This is a genomic window from Luteimonas padinae, from assembly GCF_014652935.1.
Taxonomy (GTDB): Bacteria; Pseudomonadota; Gammaproteobacteria; order Xanthomonadales; family Xanthomonadaceae; genus Luteimonas; species Luteimonas padinae.
This window is the reverse complement of sequence record NZ_BMZT01000005.1, coordinates 252,751-267,753: the sequence shown is the minus strand read 5'-3', so window position 1 is coordinate 267,753 and position 15,003 is coordinate 252,751. Positions and strand designations below refer to the sequence as shown.

Sequence of the window (15,003 nt, the reverse complement as noted above, 5' to 3'; positions counted from 1 at the left end):
TCGTCGCCAAGATCAACAAGTAAGACGGCATATCCCGGCGGCGTACCGCCGCCGTGATATGGGCTGCCGTTGATCCGGCCTGCGGGGCAGGCCGGATAACGCCAGCGGGGCCATCAGCTCACGCTGACGGCTTTTTGGTTCCGGGGTGTTGCGCTTTGCCTTGGGAGCCCGCTATAATCGCTGACCACTTCGGCAGATCCTTTCGGGCTCTGCCGGAACCGCGAAATGAGGTGCAGGATGCGCCTCGTCTTCGCCAGACAGGGAACACGTCGCGCGGCAGTACCCCGGTCCGTCCCGAAGCTCTTCGGGACATGGCGGACCTGGGGAATCGTCGCGTTCGCTTCTCAGTCTGGGCGGGCCGGGCAACCGGCCTGCCTCGTTTTTTGCAGGGAAGGTTGCCGGTGCGCAGGGTTTCGGGCGCCGGGAATCATTGAATCCACGGGGTTTCGCGCACCCAGCCGCGGGCCTGTCGCTCTTTTAACGAAGGAATTCCGTCATGGCGGACCAAAAGATCCGGATCCGGCTGAAGGCGTTCGATCATCGACTGATCGACCGTTCGGCCAGCGAGATCGTCGAAACGGCCAAGCGGACGGGCGCCCAGGTGCGCGGCCCGATCCCCCTGCCGACCAAGATCGAGCGTTACACCATCCTGACGTCGCCGCACGTCGACAAGGATGCGCGTGACCAGTACGAAACCCGCACGCACAAGCGCGTGCTCGACATCGTCGACCCCAACGACAAGACCGTGGACGCGCTGATGAAGCTCGAGCTCGCGGCCGGCGTCGACGTCCAGATCAAGCTGACCTGAGGCCACTGACATGACTGCGAAGAAGCATTCGCTGGGAATCGTCGGTCGCAAGGCCGGCATGAGCCGGGTGTTCACCGAGGACGGCCAGTCCATCCCGGTCACCCTGATCGAAGCAACCCCGAACCGCATCACCCAGGTGAAGACCAGCGAGACCGACGGCTACAGCGCCGTGCAGGTCGCCGTCGGCAGCAAGCGCGCCGTGCTGGTGAACAAGCCCGAGGCCGGCCACCTGGCCAAGGCCAAGGTGGAAGCGGGTCGTGGCCTGTGGGAACTGCGCGTGGCCGACGACCAGATCGGCGGCCTCGAAGTGGGCGGCGAAATCAAGGCCGACATCTTCGAGGTCGGCCAGATGGTCGACGTCCAGGGCGTGACCAAGGGCAAGGGTTTCCAGGGCACGATCAAGCGCTGGAACTTCAGCATGGGCGACGCGACGCACGGCAACTCGCTGTCGCACCGTTCGCCGGGTTCGATCGGCCAGCGCCAGACGCCGGGCCGCGTGTTCCCGGGCAAGAAGATGGCCGGCCACATGGGCGGCGTCCGCCAGAGCACGCAGAACCTCGAGGTGGTCCGGGTCGACGCCGAGCGCGGCCTGATCGCCGTCAAGGGCGCGGTTCCGGGCGCGCCGGGCGGAGACGTGATCGTGCGTCCCGCGAGCAAGGCATAAGGAGAGATGGCGATGGAACTCTCTATCACCGGTAGCAACAACAAGATGTCCGTATCCGGCGTGGTGTTCGGTCGCGAGTTCAATCGCGACCTGGTCCATCAGGTCGTGGTCGCGTACCGCAACGCGGGCCGCGCCGGCACCAAGGCGCAGAAGACGCGCTCCGAAGTGAGCGGCACGACCAAGAAGTCGAAGAAGCAGAAGGGCGGCGGCGCGCGTCACGGCGCCCTGACGGCCCCGATCTTCGTCGGCGGCGGCGTGACCTTCGCGGCCAAGCCGCGCAGCTTCGAGCAGAAGGTCAACCGCAAGATGTATCGCGCGGCGATGATGGCGATCCTGTCCGAGCTGGTCCGCCAGGACCGCCTGCAGGTCGTCGAGACCTTCGACGTCGAGGCCACGAAGACGAGCGCGCTGGTCGAGAAGCTGAAGGGCTTCAACCTCGGCAAGCGCCCGCTGATCGTGACCGAGGACGCCTCGGAGCACCTGTACCTGTCGGCCCGCAACCTGCCCTACGTCGAGATCCGCGACGTGCAGGGCCTGGACCCGGTCTCGCTGGTCGGCGCCGACAGCGTGCTGGTCACCGCCGACGCCATGAAGAAGATCGAGGAGTGGCTGGCATGATCAACGACGCCAAGCTCTACGCACTGATCCGTGCGCCGCGCGTGTCCGAGAAGACCGCGCGCCTGCAGGAAGTGTCCAACCAGTACGCGTTCGAAGTGTCGACCGATGCCACCAAGGCCGACATCAAGTACGCGGTCGAGAAGCTGTTCGACGTCAAGGTCGAGGCTGTGAACGTGGTCAACGTGAAGGGCAAGAACAAGGCCTTCCGCAACCGCCAGGGTCGCCGCGGCGACTGGCGCAAGGCCTACGTGAAGCTCGCCGACGGCCAGTCGATCGACGTCATGAACGCCAAGGCCTGAGGAAGCCCCCATGCCATTGATGAATTTCAAGCCCACCTCCGCCGGCCGCCGCAGTGCAGTCCGCGTGGTCTCGCCCGAGCTCCACAAGGGCGCGCCCTACGCACCGCTGGTCGAGAAGCAGAGCAGGACCGGTGGCCGCAACCACCACGGTCGCATCACCACCCGCCACATCGGCGGTGGCCACAAGCAGCACTACCGCATCATCGACTTCAAGCGCGACAAGGAAGGCATCCCGGCGCGCGTGGAGCGGATCGAGTACGACCCCAACCGCACCGCGCACATCGCGCTGCTGGTGTACATCGACGGTGAGCGCCGCTACATCATCGCGCCGAAGGGCCTGAAGGCCGGCGACCAGGTGATCGCGGGCAACGACGCCCCGATCCGCGCCGGCAACACCCTGCCGCTGCGCAACATCCCGGTCGGCTCCACCGTGCACTGCATCGAGATGAAGCCGGGCAAGGGCGCGCAGATCGCCCGTGCCGCCGGTGCCGGCGTGCAGCTGGTGGCCCGCGAGGGCGTGTACGCCACCCTGCGCCTGCGTTCGGGCGAGATGCGCCGCGTTCCGGCCGAGTGCCGCGCGACCATCGGCGAAGTCGGCAACTCCGAGCACAACCTGCAGAAGCTGGGCAAGGCAGGCGCGAAGCGCTGGCGCGGCATCAAGCCGACCGTCCGCGGCGCGGCCATGAACCCGGTCGACCATCCGCACGGCGGTGGCGAGGCCAAGGCCGGGCAGGGCAACCCGCATCCGGTCACCCCCTGGGGCGTTCCGACCAAGGGTTACAAGACCCGCCACAACAAGCGGACGCAGCAGTTCATCGTGCGCGACCGCAGGAGCTAATCGACCATGGCACGTTCACTCAAGAAGGGCCCGTTCGTCGACCACCACCTCATCAAGAAGGTGGAAGCGGCGGGCAACACCAAGAAGCCGATCAAGACCTGGTCGCGCCGGTCGATGGTGCTCCCGGAGATGGTGGGTTTCACCATCGCCGTGCACAACGGCCGCAACCACGTCCCGGTGCTGGTCAACGAGAACATGGTTGGCCACAAGCTCGGCGAGTTCGCCCTGACCAGGACCTTCAAGGGTCATGGCGGCGACAAGAAGTCGCGTTAAGGAGATGACGATGGAAGCGAAGGCAATCCTGCGCACCGCGCGCATCTCCCCGCAGAAGGCGCGCCTGGTCGCCGACCAGGTCCGTGGCCTGTCGGCCGCGCGCGCCCTCGACCTGCTGAAGTTCAGCGACAAGAAGGCCGCGCACATGATCTACAAGGTCGTGTACTCCGCCACCTCCAACGCCGAGAACAACCTCGGCGCGGACGTCGACGAGCTGAAGGTCAAGGCGATCATGGTCGACGAAGGCCCCACGCTGAAGCGCTTCATGGCGCGGGCGAAGGGCCGCGGCACGCGCATCCTCAAGCGCACCAGCCACATCACCGTCGTTGTCGGCGAGGGGAAGTAAGCATATGGGTCACAAAGTTCACCCCACCGGCATCCGCCTGGGCATCTCCAAGGACTGGAACTCGAAGTGGTACGCCGGCAAGAAGGAATACGCCGAGTACCTGGCTTCGGACCTGAAGGTCCGCGAGATGCTCCGCAAGAAGCTGGCCGCCGCCGGCATCAGCCGCATCATGATCGAGCGCCCCTCGAAGTCGGCGCGCGTGACGATCCACACCGCCCGCCCGGGCGTGGTGATCGGCAAGCGCGGCGAAGACATCGAGAAGCTGCGCAAGGAAGTCAGCGACATGATGGGCGTCCCGGCGCACATCAACGTCACCGAGGTTCGCAAGCCCGAGCTTGACGCGCAGCTGGTCGCCGAGTCGATCGCGCAGCAGCTCGAGCGCCGCATCATGTTCCGCCGCGCGATGAAGCGCGCCGTCGGCAACGCGATGCGCCTGGGCGCGCTGGGCATCAAGGTCAATGTCGCCGGCCGCCTGAACGGCGCCGAGATCGCGCGTTCGGAGTGGTACCGCGAAGGTCGCGTGCCGCTGCACACCCTGCGTGCCGACGTCGACTACGGCTTCGCCGAAGCCAGGACCACCTACGGGATCATCGGCATCAAGACCTGGATCTACAAGGGCGAGATCTTCGACTTCGCCCAGGTCGGCCAGGAAAAGCAGGACGATTCTCCGCGCGGCGAGCGTGGTGATCGTGGCGACCGCGAGCGCCCGCGTGGCCCGCGTCGCGAACGCGAGGCGAGGGACTAAGTCATGCTGCAACCCAAGCGAACCAAATACCGCAAGATGCACAAGGGCCGCAACGACGGCCTGTCCTGGAGCGCGAACGCCGTCAGCTTCGGTGAGTATGGCCTCAAGGCCACTGCCACCGGCCAGCTGACCGCCCGCCAGATCGAGGCCGCGCGTCGTGCCATCAGCCGCTACGTCAAGCGCGGCGGCAAGATGTGGATCCGCGTGTTCCCCGACAAGCCGATCTCGAAGAAGCCGATCGAGGTCCGCATGGGCTCGGGCAAGGGCAACGTGGAGTACTGGGTGGCCCAGATCCAGCCCGGCCGCATGATCTACGAGATCGAGGGCGTCGACGAGGTGACCGCGCGCGAAGCGTTCCGCCTGGCGGCTGCCAAGCTCTCGGTGACCACCACTTTCGTGACCCGGACGGTGCGCTGATGGACATCAAGGAACTCCGCCAGAAGTCTTCGGACGAGCTGAAGGCGCACCTGCTGGAGCTGCAGAAAGAGCAGTTCTCGCTGCGCATGCAGAAGGCGACCGGCCAGCTCGCCAAGACCCATGACGCCCGCCGGGTGCGCCGCGAGATCGCTCGCGTGAACACCCTCCTCGGCGCAAAGCAGTAAGGACCGGGCAGACATGACCGAAAATACCGAGAAGAAGCTGCGCACGGTCGAAGGCCGCGTCGTCAGCAACAAGATGGACAAGACCGTGACGGTGCTCGTCGAGCGCCAGGTCAAGCACGAGCTGTACGGCAAGTACATCCGCCGCTCGACCAAGCTGCACGCGCACGACGCCGACAACTCCTGCAACGAGGGCGATACCGTCCGCGTGGTGGAGATCGCGCCGATGTCCAAGACCAAGAACTGGCGCGTCGTCGAAATCGTCGCCCGCGCCGCTGAATAAGGAGGCTCCGAAATGATCCAGATGCAGAGCCACCTGATGGTGGCGGACAACTCCGGCGCCAAGGAAGTGATGTGCATCAAGGTGCTGGGCGGCTCGAAGCGTCGCTACGCCGGCATCGGTGACATCATCAAGGTGTCCGTGAAGGACGCCATTCCGCGCGGCAAGGTCAAGAAGGGCGAGGTCTACGACGCCGTCGTGGTGCGCACCCGCAAGGGCGTGCGTCGTGCCGACGGTTCGCTGATCCGCTTCGACGGCAACGCCGCCGTGCTGCTGAACAACAAGCAGGAGCCGATCGGCACCCGCATCTTCGGGCCCGTGACCCGCGAGCTGCGCTCCGAGAAGTTCATGAAGATCGTCTCGCTCGCACCCGAAGTGCTCTGAGCAGGCCGAGAGGAAACAGACATGAACCGCATCAAGAAGGGTGACCGCGTCGTCGTCACCGCCGGCAAGGACAAGGGCAAGCAGGGCGAAGTCGTCCGCGTGCTCGGCGACAAGGTCGTCGTGTCCAACGTGAACATCATCAAGCGCCACACCAAGCCGAATCCCCAGGCGAACCAGCCTGGCGGCGTGGTCGAGCGCGAGGCGCCGATCGACGCGTCGAACGTGATGCACTTCAACCCTGCCTCGGGCAAGGGCGAGCGCATCGGAACCAAGGTCCTCGAGGATGGACGCCGCGTACGCGTGTTCCGCTCGAGTGGTGAGGCGATTGACGCCTGAGGAATGTGAAATGACCACCCGTCTGGAAAAGTTCTACAAGGAAGAAGTGGTGCCGAAGCTGACCAAGCAGTTCGGCTACACCAATCCGATGCAGGTTCCCCGCCTGGTCAAGATCACGCTCAACATGGGCGTGGGCGAGGCCGCGGCGAACAAGAAGGTGCTCGAGAACGCGACCGCCGACATGGCCAAGATCTCCGGTCAGAAGCCGCTGGTCACCAAGTCGCGCGTGTCGGTCGCCTCGTTCAAGATCCGTGACGGCTGGCCGATCGGCTGCAAGGTCACGCTGCGCCGCGCGCACATGTACGAGTTCTTCGACCGCCTGGTCAACGTGGCCCTGCCGCGCGTCCGCGACTTCCGCGGCGTGTCGGGCCGTTCGTTCGACGGTCGTGGCAACTACAACATGGGCGTGAAGGAGCAGATCATCTTCCCGGAGATCGACTTCGACCAGGTCGACGCGCTGCGTGGCATGGACATCGCCATCACCACGACCGCCAAGACCAACGAGGAAGCCCGCGCCCTGCTCGAGGCCTTCCGCTTCCCGTTCCGCAACTGACCGGATAGAGACATGGCCAAGACCTCAATGATCAACCGCGAAGCGAAGCGCGAGAAGCTGGCGAAGAAGTTCGCCGCCAAGCGCGACGCGCTCAAGAAGATCGTCAGCAGCGACTCGGCGAGCTACGAGGAGAAGATGGACGCGGCGGTCAAGCTGCAGAAGCTTCCCCGCGACTCCTCGCCCTCGCGCCAGACCACGCGCTGCGCCCTGACCGGCCGTCCGCGCGCGGTGTACAGCAAGTTCGGCCTGGGCCGCAACATGCTGCGCAAGGCGACGATGAACGGCGACGTTCCCGGCCTGCGCAAGGCGAGCTGGTAAGCCAGGCAACACCCGGGCCCGCGAGGGCCCGGTCCAACGAATTCGCAATCCCGCGGATATCGGTGCACTCAAAGGTACACATCAATGAGCATGACTGATCCCATCGCCGATATGCTGACCCGCATGCGCAATGCGGCGGCCGTCGGCAAGCCGACGGTGAAGATGCCGTCGTCCAAGACCAAGGTGGCCATCGCCAAGGTGCTGCAGGACGAGGGCTACATCTCCGGCGCGCGCGTGACCGAGAACGGCGCCAAGGCCGAACTCGAGATCGAGCTGAAGTACTACGAAGGCCGTCCGGTCATCGAGCGCATGCAGCGCGTTTCGCGCTCTGGCCTGCGCCATTACCGCGGCAAGGCCGAACTGCCCAAGGTCCTCAACGGCCTGGGTATCGCCATCATCTCCACCTCGAAGGGCATCATGACCGATGCGCAGGCGCGCCAGCAGGGCGTCGGCGGCGAGGTCCTGTGCTTCGTGGCCTAAGGGAGGCACCGTAATGTCCCGAATTGCCAAGAAGCCCATCGCCCTCGCGAAGGGCGTGGAACTCAAGGTCCAGGACGGCGTCGTCGCCGCCAAGGGCCCGAAGGGCTCGCTGTCCATGGCCATGCCGTCCGGCGTCGAATTCAAGATGGAAGACGGCCAGGCCCTCCTGTCGCCGGCGACCACCGAAGACGTGGCGATCACCGGCACCATGCGCTCGATCATCGCGAACATGGTCCACGGCGTCTCCCAGGGTTTCGAGCGCAAGCTCGAACTGGTCGGCGTCGGCTACCGTGCCGCGATGCAGGGCCAGGACCTGAACCTGTCGCTCGGTTTCTCCCACCCGGTGCTCTTCAAGGCGCCCGCGGGGATCACCATCAGCACGCCGACGCAGACCGAGATCCTGGTCAGCGGCGCCGACAAGCAGCAGGTCGGCGAGGTCGCCGCCAAGATCCGCGGCTACCGTCCGCCGGAGCCGTACAAGGGCAAGGGCGTCAAGTACGCCGGCGAGAACATCATCCGCAAGGAAGCCAAGAAGGCCTAAGCGGGCCTTCAGCTTTCGGAGAACAAGACCATGCAGAAGAAGATTGCCCGCCTGCGCCGCGCCAAGTCGACGCGCGCCCACATCCGCGAGCTCGGCGTGCCGCGCCTGTCGGTGCTGCGCACCGGCCAGCACCTGTACGCCCAGGTGTTCACCCCCGACGGCTCGAAGGTGCTGGCTTCGGCCAGCACCACCCAGGCCGCCGTTGGCGAAGGCCTGAAGAACCGCAACAACATCGAGGCCGCCGCCAAGGTCGGCCGCGCGATCGCCGAGAAGGCCAAGGCCGCCGGCATCGAAACGGTTGCCTTCGACCGCTCCGGTTACAGGTATCATGGGCGCATCAAGGCCCTGGCCGACGCCGCGCGCGAAGGTGGCCTGCAGTTCTAAGCGTCACGTGTTGAAAGGGTGGGGATGCGTCCCCACCCCAGCCTACCTGCCGATGCGGGCTGCATCGGGCGCCTCCCGGCTTCTGTCCGGGACCGCGCTCCACCGATCCATCCAACAACCACAAGCGGCCGAGAGCCGTACATCCCTCAAACAATACAGGCAGCATCGAAATGGCAGAAGAACGCGCCCCGCGCGGTCGTGACCGCGACCGCAACCGCGAGGAAATCGACGACGGCATGATCGAGAAGCTGATCGCGGTCAACCGCGTCAGCAAGACCGTCAAGGGTGGCCGCCAGTTCACCTTCACCGCGCTGACCGTCGTCGGCGACGGCGCCGGCAAGGTCGGCTTCGGCTACGGCAAGGCCCGCGAGGTTCCCGTCGCCATCCAGAAGTCGATGGAGCAGGCCCGCCGCAACATGGCCACCGTCGAGCTCAACGGCGGCACGCTGTACCACACCGTCAAGGCCGGCCACGGCGCCGCCCGCGTGTTCATGCAGCCCGCGTCCGAGGGTACCGGCGTGATCGCCGGTGGCGCCATGCGCGCCGTGCTCGAGGCCGTCGGCGTGAAGGACGTGCTGGCCAAGGCCGTCGGCTCGCGCAACCCGATCAACCTCGTCCGCGCCACGGTCAAGGGCCTGGCCGGCATGCACTCGCCGTCCGCCATCGCGGCCAAGCGCGGCAAGAAGGTGGAGGACATCCTCAATGGCTAAGAACGAAGCCGGCACCGGCACCGTCAAGGTGCGTCTGGTGAAGGGCCTGCGCGGCTCGCAGGCCAAGCATCGCCTGTCCGTCAAGGCCCTGGGCCTGGGCAAGCTCAACTCCGTGCGTGAACTGAAGGACAGCCCGCAGGTCCGCGGCCTGATCAACAAGGTCCACTACCTGGTCCGGGTCGAGGAATAAGCACATGAAGCTCAACACCATGCAGCCCGCAGAGGGCGCCCGCACCGAGCGCAAGCGCGTCGGCCGCGGCATCGGCTCCGGCCTCGGCAAGACCGCCGGCCGCGGCCACAAGGGTTCGTTCGCCCGTTCGGGCAAGGGCAAGATCAAGGCCGGCTTCGAAGGCGGCCAGATGCCGCTGCGCAAGCGCCTGCCGAAGGTCGGCTTCCGCTCGCGCATGGCCGCCGACACCGCCGAGGTGATGCTGTACCAGCTCGAGCGCCTGGATGGTGACATCGACTTCGCCGCCCTGCGCGCCGCGAAGCTGGTGCCGGCCACGGCCAAGCGCGCCAAGATCGTGAAGAAGGGCGACGTGTCGAAGAAGCTCGTGCTGAAGGGCCTGCTGGCCACGGCCGGCGCCCGCGCGGCGATCGAAGCCGCCGGCGGCAAGGTCGAGGAGTAAGCAGCGCATGGCACGAAGCGGCGGCGCAATGGGTGGCATGGCGGGGCTCGGCAAGTTCACCGAGCTGCGCCAGCGCCTGCTGTTCGTCCTCGGGGCGCTGGTCGTCTACCGCATCGGGTGCTACATCCCGGTGCCGGGCGTCAACCCCGATGCCATGCTCCGCCTGATGGAGCAGACCGACGGCACCATCGTGGACATGTTCAACATGTTCTCCGGTGGTGCCCTCGAGCGCTTCAGCGTCTTCGCGCTGAACGTGATCCCCTACATCTCGGCCTCGATCATCATCCAGCTGCTGGTGCAGATCGTGCCGAGCCTGAAGGCGATCCAGAAGGAAGGCGAGTCCGGCCGCCGCAGGATCACCCAGTGGTCGCGCATCGGCGCGATCCCGCTGGCGATCTTCCAGGCCGCCGGCATCGCGACCATGCTGCAGAGCCAGGGCGTGGCCTACGCGCCGGGCATCGGCTTCGTGCTGACCGCCATCGTGGCCCTGACCGCCGGCACCATGTTCCTGGTGTGGCTGGGCGAGCAGGTGACCGAGCGCGGCGTCGGCAACGGTGTCTCGCTGATCATCTTCGCCGGCATCGTGGCTGGCCTGCCGAGCGCGGTCATCACCACGTTCGAAGCCGCCCGCAACGGCGACATGAGCCCGATCGCAGTGATCGTGATCGCGCTGCTCGTGGTGGCGTTCACCTACTTTGTGGTGTTCGTCGAGCGTGGCCAGCGCCGGATCACGGTGAACTACGCGCGCCGCCAGGGCGGTCGCAACGCGTACATGAACCAGAGCTCGTTCCTGCCGCTCAAGCTCAACATGGCGGGCGTGATCCCGGCGATCTTCGCTTCGTCGATCATCATGTTCCCGGCCACGGCTTCCACCTGGTTCAGCCAGGCCGGCCAGGCCAACTGGCTGCAGCGGGTCAGCCAGGCCCTGTCGCCGGGCGAGCCGCTGTACATCCTGCTTTACGCGGGCCTGATCGCCGGTTTCACCTTCTTCTACACCGCCCTGGTCTTCAATTCCCAGGAAACCGCGGACAACCTGAAGAAGTCCGGCGCGCTGATCCCGGGCATCCGGCCGGGCAAGGCCACGGCCGACTACATCGACGGCGTGCTGACGCGGCTCACCGCGGCCGGCGCCGCCTACCTGGTGCTGGTCTGCCTGCTGCCCGAGTTCATGCGCGGCGAACTGAATGCGTCGTTCTACTTCGGCGGCACCTCGCTGCTGATCGTGGTGGTGGTGGTGATGGATTTCATCTCCCAGATCCAGGCCCACCTGATGTCGCACCAGTACGAGAGCCTCCTCAAGAAGGCCAACCTGAAGGGTGGCGCGCGCGGCCTGCCGCGCGGCTGAAGATTCAAGACGGATCCCGGGCCCCGGCAATGCCGGAGCAACCACGGATCCATGGCCCGACCGCTCCGCGGCCGGGCTTTTGATGGGCGACCTGCGCGGCGGTCCCGCACGCAGGTGGTTCACCGGCCAGTCCCGGCGCCAGAGTAGCGCCGGGCGGGCAGGGCCCCGCGAGGGGTCGTGTCCAGCCGGGAACCTTCGCCGGAGCATGGGCACACTCCCCATGCCGGGCCGGTCGGACGCCTTTGGCGGCCGCGGGCTTCCTTGGAACGCGGGATCCTGATACAATTTCTTGTTCACTGCGCCGGATGACCTGTCCGGCCGCCCCAAACAGTTGGAGATCCGCGCATGGCGCGTATTGCAGGTGTCAACCTGCCTGCCCAGAAGCACGTCTGGGTCGGGCTGCAAAGCATCTACGGCATCGGCCGTACCCGTTCGAAGCTCGTCTGCGACGCCGCCGGCGTGGCCTCGAACACCAAGATCCGCGACCTGTCGGAGCCGGAAGTCGAGCGCCTGCGCTCGGAAGTCGGCAAGTTCGTGGTCGAGGGCGACCTCCGCCGCGAAATCGGCATGGCGATCAAGCGCCTGATGGACCTGGCCTGCTACCGCGGCCTCCGCCATCGCCGCGGCCTCCCGCTGCGCGGCCAGCGCACCCGGACCAATGCCCGTACCCGCAAGGGTCCGCGCAAGGCCATCAGGAAATAAGGAAACAAGATCATGGCCAAGCCGGCAGCCAAGCCGAAGAAGAAGATCAAGCGCGTCGTCACCGACGGCATCGCCCACGTCCACGCTTCGTTCAACAACACCATCATCACGATCACCGACCGCCAGGGCAACGCACTGTCGTGGGCGACTTCGGGCGGCGCGGGTTTCCGCGGTTCGCGCAAGTCCACCCCGTTCGCCGCCCAGGTCGCCGCCGAGAAGGCCGGAAAGGCCGCTCTCGACTACGGCGTGAAGTCGCTTGAAGTCCGCATCAAGGGCCCGGGCCCGGGCCGCGAGTCGGCCGTCCGCTCGCTCAACAACGTGGGCTACAAGATCACCAACATCATCGACGTGACGCCGATCCCGCACAACGGGTGCCGTCCGCCGAAGAAGCGTCGCGTCTAAAGGGGGCGATAAGAAATGGCTCGTTATATCGGTCCCACCTGCAAGCTCGCCCGCCGCGAAGGCGCCGACCTCTCGCTGAAGTCGCCCGCGCGCGCCCTCGACTCGAAGTGCAAGCTGGAGCAGAAGCCCGGCCAGCACGGCGCCGGCACCGGCGCGCGTCGCAGCAAGCTCTCCGACTACGCCGTCCAGCTGCGCGAGAAGCAGAAGGTCAAGCGCATCTACGGCCTGCTGGAGCGCCAGTTCCGCAACTACTACAAGAAGGCCTCGACGAAGAAGGGCAACACGGGTGAGAACCTGCTGCAGCTCCTCGAGACCCGCCTCGACAACGTCGTCTACCGCATGGGCTTCGCGGTCACCCGCCCGGCGGCCCGCCAGCTGGTTTCGCACCGCGGCGTGACGGTCAACGGCAAGTCCGTGAACCTGCCGTCGTACCAGGTCAAGGCCGGCGACGCGATCGCCCTGTCGGAGAAGGCCCAGAAGCAGATGCGCGTCCAGGAGGCCCTGACGGTGTCCTCCACGATGGACCTGTCGCCGTCCTGGGTCGAAGTCGACTCGAAGAAGTTCAGCGGCGTGTTCAAGGCGGTCCCGGACCGCGGCGACCTGCCCGCCGACATCAACGAAGCGCTGATCGTCGAGCTGTACTCGAAGTAATTCACCCGGCCTGCCGACCCCCATCGGCAGGCCCCAGGAGACACCAAACATGACGGTTACCGCCAACCAGGTCCTGCGTCCGCGTGGCCCCCAGATCGAGCGCATCACCGGCAACCGCGCCAAGGTCGTGATCGAGCCGCTGGAGCGCGGCTACGGCCATACGCTCGGCAATGCCCTGCGCCGCGTGCTGCTGTCGTCCATTCCCGGCTTCGCCATCACCGAGGTCGAGATCGACGGCGTGCTGCACGAGTACAGCACGATCGAGGGCCTGCAGGAAGACGTGCTCGAGGTGCTGCTCAACCTCAAGGACGTCGCCATCCGCATGGGCACCGGCGACAGCTCGACGCTCACCCTGGCCAAGTCCGGCCCGGGCGTCGTCACCGCCGCCGACATCAAGACCGACCACAACGTCGAAGTGCTCAACGGCGAGCATGTGATCTGCCATCTGACCAAGGATGCGTCGATCAACATGCGCCTGAAGATCGAGCGCGGCTTCGGCTACCAGCCGGCCGCCGCGCGCCGCCGCCCGGACGAGGAGACCCGCGCCATCGGTCGCCTGATGCTGGACGCGTCGTTCTCGCCGGTCCGCCGCGTGGCCTATGAAGTCGAGGCCGCCCGCGTCGAGCAGCGCACCGACCTCGACAAGCTGGTGCTGGACATCGAGACCAACGGCACGATCGACGCCGAAGAGGCCGTGCGCACCGCCGCCGACATCCTCACCGACCAGCTCAGCGTCTTCGGCGACTTCACCCGACGTGACAGCGGCGCGCAGAAGGCCCAGACCCCGGGTGTGGATCCGGTGCTGCTGCGCCCGATCGACGACCTGGAGCTGACGGTGCGTTCGGCCAACTGCCTCAAGGCCGAGAGCATCTACTACATCGGCGACCTGATCCAGAAGACGGAAGTCGAGCTGCTCAAGACCCCGAACCTCGGCAAGAAGTCGCTCACCGAGATCAAGGAAGTGCTGGCCCAGCGTGGCCTTTCGCTCGGCATGAAGCTCGAGAACTGGCCGCCGGCCGGTGTCTCGGCGCACGGCATGCTCGGCTAAGACTAGACAGACAGGAACCAAGACCATGCGCCACCAGAAAGCCGGCCGCAAGTTCAGCCGCACCAGCGCCCACCGCGATGCCATGTTCACCAACATGGCCGCGTCGCTGCTCAAGCACGAGCTGATCAAGACCACGCTCCCGAAGGCCAAGGAGCTCCGCCGCGTCGCCGAGCCGCTGATCACGATGGGCAAGACCGACGGCGTCGCCAACCGCCGCCTGGCCTTCTCGCGACTGCGCGACAAGGAAGCCGTGGGCAAGCTGTTCGTCGAACTGGGCCCGCGCTACCGCGAGCGCCCGGGCGGCTACCTGCGCATCATCAAGTGCGGCTTCCGCGACGGTGACAATGCGCCGATGGCCTACGTCGAGCTCGTCGACCGGCCGCAGGCCGCCGCCGAGTAAGGCCGGCGACGGCAGTGCATGCAGGAACCCCGGCCTTCGCGCCGGGGTTTTTGCTATCTTGGCGTCCGTTTCGCGCGAGCCCGCCGATGACCCTGAACCCGTTCCGCTGGACCTTCCGCAGCCAGTGCCTGGCCGGCTTCGCCGCCTGCGCCGCGCTGATCGGCTTCGCGATCTATTCGCAGTTCGCATGGGGGCTCGATCCCTGTCCGATGTGCATCTTCCAGCGCCTGGCCTTCGCCGCGCTGGGCCTGGTGTTCCTCGTTGCCGGCCTGCATGCGCCGCGCGCCGCGGGGGCGCGGAATGTGTATGGCGTGCTCGGTTTCCTCGTCGCCGGTGTCGGCATGGGGCTCGCAGGGCGCCATGTCTGGCTGCAGCTCAACCCGCCCGAGGTTCCGGGCTGCCTGCCGCCGCTGTCGTTCATGCGCGAAACGATGTCGACCACGAACGTCATCCGGCGAGTGCTGACGGGATCCGGCGACTGCAGTGCGGTGGACTGGAGCTTCCTCGGCCTCTCGATGCCGGCGTGGAGCCTGGTCTGGTTCGTCGTGCTCGGGCTGTTCTTCCTGTTCGCGGCCTTCAGGAAGCGGGCGCGCGGGCAGCGTTGAAGGCCATTGCCATCATCCGCCGGTGCGCGGATGATGGGGGCTCGC

The 15,003-nt window shown here is 66.5% G+C and carries 28 protein-coding genes; all 28 read left to right on the top strand.

Going from position 1 to position 15,003, the window contains the following annotated elements; translation table 11 throughout:
• Positions 1-496 precede the first annotated feature (496 nt).
• The 28 genes from rpsJ to IE168_RS07750 all read left to right on the top strand — a co-directional run bounded on the left by rpsJ (position 497) and on the right by IE168_RS07750 (position 14,958).
• Positions 497-808, top strand: a complete 312-nt coding sequence (rpsJ, locus tag IE168_RS07885) for a 30S ribosomal protein S10 (protein ID WP_024891232.1) — start codon at positions 497-499, stop codon at positions 806-808.
• A gap of 10 nt (positions 809-818) precedes the next feature.
• Entirely contained in the window at positions 819-1,472 is a 654-nt protein-coding gene (gene rplC / locus IE168_RS07880; RefSeq protein ID WP_189496912.1) for a 50S ribosomal protein L3, read from the top strand.
• A gap of 12 nt (positions 1,473-1,484) precedes the next feature.
• Positions 1,485-2,090, top strand: coding sequence for a 50S ribosomal protein L4 (rplD, locus tag IE168_RS07875; protein WP_189496910.1), 606 nt, complete (start codon positions 1,485-1,487; stop codon positions 2,088-2,090).
• Positions 2,087-2,389 carry a 50S ribosomal protein L23 gene (rplW, locus tag IE168_RS07870; RefSeq protein ID WP_189496909.1) on the top strand — a complete coding sequence of 101 codons (303 nt, stop codon included), beginning with the start codon at positions 2,087-2,089 and terminating at the stop codon, positions 2,387-2,389. The genes rplD and rplW overlap by 4 nt, the downstream gene beginning before the upstream one ends.
• 10 nt (positions 2,390-2,399) lie before the next feature.
• A complete protein-coding gene (rplB, locus tag IE168_RS07865) occupies positions 2,400-3,227 on the top strand; it encodes a 50S ribosomal protein L2 (protein WP_189496908.1) in 828 nt (275 codons plus the stop codon).
• Positions 3,228-3,233: 6 nt separating this feature from the next.
• Positions 3,234-3,500 (top strand): 30S ribosomal protein S19, encoded by a 267-nt coding sequence (gene rpsS / locus IE168_RS07860; protein WP_189496907.1) that lies wholly within the window; start codon positions 3,234-3,236, stop codon positions 3,498-3,500.
• A gap of 10 nt (positions 3,501-3,510) precedes the next feature.
• The gene (gene rplV / locus IE168_RS07855) at positions 3,511-3,846 is read left to right on the top strand and encodes a 50S ribosomal protein L22 (protein ID WP_189496906.1); all 336 of its coding nucleotides are present in this window, start codon (positions 3,511-3,513) and stop codon (positions 3,844-3,846) included.
• A gap of 4 nt (positions 3,847-3,850) precedes the next feature.
• Positions 3,851-4,591, top strand: coding sequence for a 30S ribosomal protein S3 (gene rpsC, locus IE168_RS07850; RefSeq protein WP_189496905.1), 741 nt, complete (start codon positions 3,851-3,853; stop codon positions 4,589-4,591).
• 3 nt (positions 4,592-4,594) lie between these two features.
• Positions 4,595-5,008 carry a 50S ribosomal protein L16 gene (gene rplP, locus IE168_RS07845; protein ID WP_189496904.1) on the top strand — a complete coding sequence of 138 codons (414 nt, stop codon included), beginning with the start codon at positions 4,595-4,597 and terminating at the stop codon, positions 5,006-5,008.
• Complete coding sequence (gene rpmC, locus IE168_RS07840; RefSeq protein WP_133000743.1) at positions 5,008-5,193, top strand: 50S ribosomal protein L29; 186 nt, start codon at positions 5,008-5,010, stop codon at positions 5,191-5,193. The genes rplP and rpmC overlap by 1 nt, the downstream gene beginning before the upstream one ends.
• 13 nt (positions 5,194-5,206) lie before the next feature.
• Positions 5,207-5,473: a 30S ribosomal protein S17 gene (gene rpsQ / locus IE168_RS07835; RefSeq protein ID WP_189496903.1), complete on the top strand. Its 267-nt coding sequence runs from the start codon at positions 5,207-5,209 to the stop codon at positions 5,471-5,473.
• A 12-nt stretch (positions 5,474-5,485) separates the two neighbouring features.
• Complete coding sequence (gene rplN, locus IE168_RS07830) at positions 5,486-5,854, top strand: 50S ribosomal protein L14 (RefSeq protein ID WP_189496902.1); 369 nt, start codon at positions 5,486-5,488, stop codon at positions 5,852-5,854.
• A gap of 21 nt (positions 5,855-5,875) precedes the next feature.
• Positions 5,876-6,190 (top strand): 50S ribosomal protein L24, encoded by a 315-nt coding sequence (rplX, locus tag IE168_RS07825; protein ID WP_189496901.1) that lies wholly within the window; start codon positions 5,876-5,878, stop codon positions 6,188-6,190.
• A 10-nt stretch (positions 6,191-6,200) separates the two neighbouring features.
• A complete protein-coding gene (rplE, locus tag IE168_RS07820; RefSeq protein ID WP_189496900.1) occupies positions 6,201-6,743 on the top strand; it encodes a 50S ribosomal protein L5 in 543 nt (180 codons plus the stop codon).
• A gap of 12 nt (positions 6,744-6,755) precedes the next feature.
• Complete coding sequence (gene rpsN / locus IE168_RS07815; protein ID WP_189496897.1) at positions 6,756-7,061, top strand: 30S ribosomal protein S14; 306 nt, start codon at positions 6,756-6,758, stop codon at positions 7,059-7,061.
• A gap of 84 nt (positions 7,062-7,145) precedes the next feature.
• Positions 7,146-7,541, top strand: a complete 396-nt coding sequence (rpsH, locus tag IE168_RS07810) for a 30S ribosomal protein S8 (RefSeq protein WP_189496895.1) — start codon at positions 7,146-7,148, stop codon at positions 7,539-7,541.
• A 13-nt stretch (positions 7,542-7,554) separates the two neighbouring features.
• Positions 7,555-8,082: a 50S ribosomal protein L6 gene (gene rplF / locus IE168_RS07805; protein WP_189496893.1), complete on the top strand. Its 528-nt coding sequence runs from the start codon at positions 7,555-7,557 to the stop codon at positions 8,080-8,082.
• A 30-nt stretch (positions 8,083-8,112) separates the two neighbouring features.
• Entirely contained in the window at positions 8,113-8,466 is a 354-nt protein-coding gene (rplR, locus tag IE168_RS07800) for a 50S ribosomal protein L18 (protein ID WP_189496891.1), read from the top strand.
• Positions 8,467-8,636: 170 nt separating this feature from the next.
• On the top strand, positions 8,637-9,176 hold the full coding sequence (gene rpsE, locus IE168_RS07795) for a 30S ribosomal protein S5 (RefSeq protein ID WP_189496889.1): 540 nt from the start codon (positions 8,637-8,639) through the stop codon (positions 9,174-9,176).
• Positions 9,169-9,366, top strand: a complete 198-nt coding sequence (gene rpmD / locus IE168_RS07790; RefSeq protein ID WP_144892887.1) for a 50S ribosomal protein L30 — start codon at positions 9,169-9,171, stop codon at positions 9,364-9,366. Before rpsE ends, rpmD begins: the two co-directional genes overlap by 8 nt.
• A 4-nt stretch (positions 9,367-9,370) precedes the next feature.
• Complete coding sequence (gene rplO, locus IE168_RS07785; RefSeq protein WP_189496887.1) at positions 9,371-9,805, top strand: 50S ribosomal protein L15; 435 nt, start codon at positions 9,371-9,373, stop codon at positions 9,803-9,805.
• A gap of 7 nt (positions 9,806-9,812) precedes the next feature.
• Positions 9,813-11,150: a preprotein translocase subunit SecY gene (gene secY / locus IE168_RS07780; RefSeq protein ID WP_189496885.1), complete on the top strand. Its 1,338-nt coding sequence runs from the start codon at positions 9,813-9,815 to the stop codon at positions 11,148-11,150.
• Positions 11,151-11,495: 345 nt separating this feature from the next.
• Positions 11,496-11,852 (top strand): 30S ribosomal protein S13, encoded by a 357-nt coding sequence (gene rpsM / locus IE168_RS07775; RefSeq protein WP_189496883.1) that lies wholly within the window; start codon positions 11,496-11,498, stop codon positions 11,850-11,852.
• 12 nt (positions 11,853-11,864) lie between these two features.
• Positions 11,865-12,254 (top strand): 30S ribosomal protein S11, encoded by a 390-nt coding sequence (gene rpsK / locus IE168_RS07770; RefSeq protein ID WP_189496882.1) that lies wholly within the window; start codon positions 11,865-11,867, stop codon positions 12,252-12,254.
• A gap of 15 nt (positions 12,255-12,269) precedes the next feature.
• Positions 12,270-12,905, top strand: a complete 636-nt coding sequence (gene rpsD / locus IE168_RS07765; RefSeq protein ID WP_189496879.1) for a 30S ribosomal protein S4 — start codon at positions 12,270-12,272, stop codon at positions 12,903-12,905.
• 49 nt (positions 12,906-12,954) lie between these two features.
• Positions 12,955-13,953, top strand: a complete 999-nt coding sequence (locus IE168_RS07760; protein ID WP_189496877.1) for a DNA-directed RNA polymerase subunit alpha — start codon at positions 12,955-12,957, stop codon at positions 13,951-13,953.
• A gap of 25 nt (positions 13,954-13,978) precedes the next feature.
• A complete protein-coding gene (gene rplQ, locus IE168_RS07755) occupies positions 13,979-14,353 on the top strand; it encodes a 50S ribosomal protein L17 (protein WP_189496875.1) in 375 nt (124 codons plus the stop codon).
• A 92-nt stretch (positions 14,354-14,445) separates the two neighbouring features.
• Positions 14,446-14,958: a disulfide bond formation protein B gene (locus tag IE168_RS07750; RefSeq protein WP_189496951.1), complete on the top strand. Its 513-nt coding sequence runs from the start codon at positions 14,446-14,448 to the stop codon at positions 14,956-14,958.
• Positions 14,959-15,003: the final 45 nt, after the last annotated feature.

What these genes read in the sequence shown, in the direction of transcription:
- rplW (WP_189496909.1), top strand. Translation starts at nt 2,087, where the DNA reads ATGATCAACGACGCCAAGCTCTACGCACTGATCCGTGCGCCGCGCGTG.
- rplX (WP_189496901.1), top strand. Translation starts at nt 5,876, where the DNA reads ATGAACCGCATCAAGAAGGGTGACCGCGTCGTCGTCACCGCCGGCAAG.
- rplN (WP_189496902.1), top strand. Translation starts at nt 5,486, where the DNA reads ATGATCCAGATGCAGAGCCACCTGATGGTGGCGGACAACTCCGGCGCC.
- rpsS (WP_189496907.1), top strand. Translation starts at nt 3,234, where the DNA reads ATGGCACGTTCACTCAAGAAGGGCCCGTTCGTCGACCACCACCTCATC.
- rpsH (WP_189496895.1), top strand. Translation starts at nt 7,146, where the DNA reads ATGAGCATGACTGATCCCATCGCCGATATGCTGACCCGCATGCGCAAT.
- rplE (WP_189496900.1), top strand. Translation starts at nt 6,201, where the DNA reads ATGACCACCCGTCTGGAAAAGTTCTACAAGGAAGAAGTGGTGCCGAAG.
- rplB (WP_189496908.1), top strand. Translation starts at nt 2,400, where the DNA reads ATGCCATTGATGAATTTCAAGCCCACCTCCGCCGGCCGCCGCAGTGCA.
- rpsD (WP_189496879.1), top strand. Translation starts at nt 12,270, where the DNA reads ATGGCTCGTTATATCGGTCCCACCTGCAAGCTCGCCCGCCGCGAAGGC.
- rplQ (WP_189496875.1), top strand. Translation starts at nt 13,979, where the DNA reads ATGCGCCACCAGAAAGCCGGCCGCAAGTTCAGCCGCACCAGCGCCCAC.
- rplO (WP_189496887.1), top strand. Translation starts at nt 9,371, where the DNA reads ATGAAGCTCAACACCATGCAGCCCGCAGAGGGCGCCCGCACCGAGCGC.
- rpmD (WP_144892887.1), top strand. Translation starts at nt 9,169, where the DNA reads ATGGCTAAGAACGAAGCCGGCACCGGCACCGTCAAGGTGCGTCTGGTG.
- IE168_RS07760 (WP_189496877.1), top strand. Translation starts at nt 12,955, where the DNA reads ATGACGGTTACCGCCAACCAGGTCCTGCGTCCGCGTGGCCCCCAGATC.
- rpsN (WP_189496897.1), top strand. Translation starts at nt 6,756, where the DNA reads ATGGCCAAGACCTCAATGATCAACCGCGAAGCGAAGCGCGAGAAGCTG.
- rplD (WP_189496910.1), top strand. Translation starts at nt 1,485, where the DNA reads ATGGAACTCTCTATCACCGGTAGCAACAACAAGATGTCCGTATCCGGC.
- secY (WP_189496885.1), top strand. Translation starts at nt 9,813, where the DNA reads ATGGCACGAAGCGGCGGCGCAATGGGTGGCATGGCGGGGCTCGGCAAG.
- rplR (WP_189496891.1), top strand. Translation starts at nt 8,113, where the DNA reads ATGCAGAAGAAGATTGCCCGCCTGCGCCGCGCCAAGTCGACGCGCGCC.
- rpsJ (WP_024891232.1), top strand. Translation starts at nt 497, where the DNA reads ATGGCGGACCAAAAGATCCGGATCCGGCTGAAGGCGTTCGATCATCGA.
- rpsM (WP_189496883.1), top strand. Translation starts at nt 11,496, where the DNA reads ATGGCGCGTATTGCAGGTGTCAACCTGCCTGCCCAGAAGCACGTCTGG.
- rplF (WP_189496893.1), top strand. Translation starts at nt 7,555, where the DNA reads ATGTCCCGAATTGCCAAGAAGCCCATCGCCCTCGCGAAGGGCGTGGAA.
- rpsE (WP_189496889.1), top strand. Translation starts at nt 8,637, where the DNA reads ATGGCAGAAGAACGCGCCCCGCGCGGTCGTGACCGCGACCGCAACCGC.
- rpmC (WP_133000743.1), top strand. Translation starts at nt 5,008, where the DNA reads ATGGACATCAAGGAACTCCGCCAGAAGTCTTCGGACGAGCTGAAGGCG.
- rplP (WP_189496904.1), top strand. Translation starts at nt 4,595, where the DNA reads ATGCTGCAACCCAAGCGAACCAAATACCGCAAGATGCACAAGGGCCGC.
- rpsC (WP_189496905.1), top strand. Translation starts at nt 3,851, where the DNA reads ATGGGTCACAAAGTTCACCCCACCGGCATCCGCCTGGGCATCTCCAAG.
- rplC (WP_189496912.1), top strand. Translation starts at nt 819, where the DNA reads ATGACTGCGAAGAAGCATTCGCTGGGAATCGTCGGTCGCAAGGCCGGC.
- rpsQ (WP_189496903.1), top strand. Translation starts at nt 5,207, where the DNA reads ATGACCGAAAATACCGAGAAGAAGCTGCGCACGGTCGAAGGCCGCGTC.
- rplV (WP_189496906.1), top strand. Translation starts at nt 3,511, where the DNA reads ATGGAAGCGAAGGCAATCCTGCGCACCGCGCGCATCTCCCCGCAGAAG.
- rpsK (WP_189496882.1), top strand. Translation starts at nt 11,865, where the DNA reads ATGGCCAAGCCGGCAGCCAAGCCGAAGAAGAAGATCAAGCGCGTCGTC.